Origin of the sequence: Sphingomonas sp. 10B4, from assembly GCF_035019905.1 — a bacterium.
In the GTDB taxonomy this organism is placed as follows: Bacteria; Pseudomonadota; Alphaproteobacteria; order Sphingomonadales; family Sphingomonadaceae; genus Sphingomonas; species Sphingomonas glacialis.
In genome coordinates this window covers 1-277 of sequence record NZ_JASJVC010000287.1, presented here as the reverse complement: position 1 = coordinate 277, position 277 = coordinate 1, and the positions used below count along the sequence as shown (strand labels likewise).

The following is a 277-nucleotide window of genomic DNA, read 5'->3' as shown; positions in this document are numbered from 1 at the left end:
CCATCGTCAGCACCGCACCGGACGCAGCACGGCGTGGCGAGGGGTGTTTCATAGAATGGGTCGGATTGTAAAAACCTCCCGAATGTTCAGTTTCTTCAAGAAAAAGCCTGCGGTCGAAAGTCCTGCGGCACCCATTGCCCCTCCCGCGCTGGAAAAGCCTGCCGAATCGCCTGCTCAAGCAGCGCCGGCGCGCTCGGTTTTTGCGCCCTCGACATGGTTCAAGGGCGAGACGGCGGTAGAAGTTCCGGTGGCGCCGCCGCCGGTTGCGGTGCCCACG

At 62.8% G+C, this 277-nt stretch carries 1 protein-coding gene; it reads left to right on the top strand.

The window, feature by feature from the left end; translation table 11 throughout:
- Positions 1–82 precede the first annotated feature (82 nt).
- Positions 83–277 (top strand): hypothetical protein (locus QN347_RS19850; RefSeq protein ID WP_416350908.1); only part of this gene is annotated, 195 nt, incomplete at its 3' end.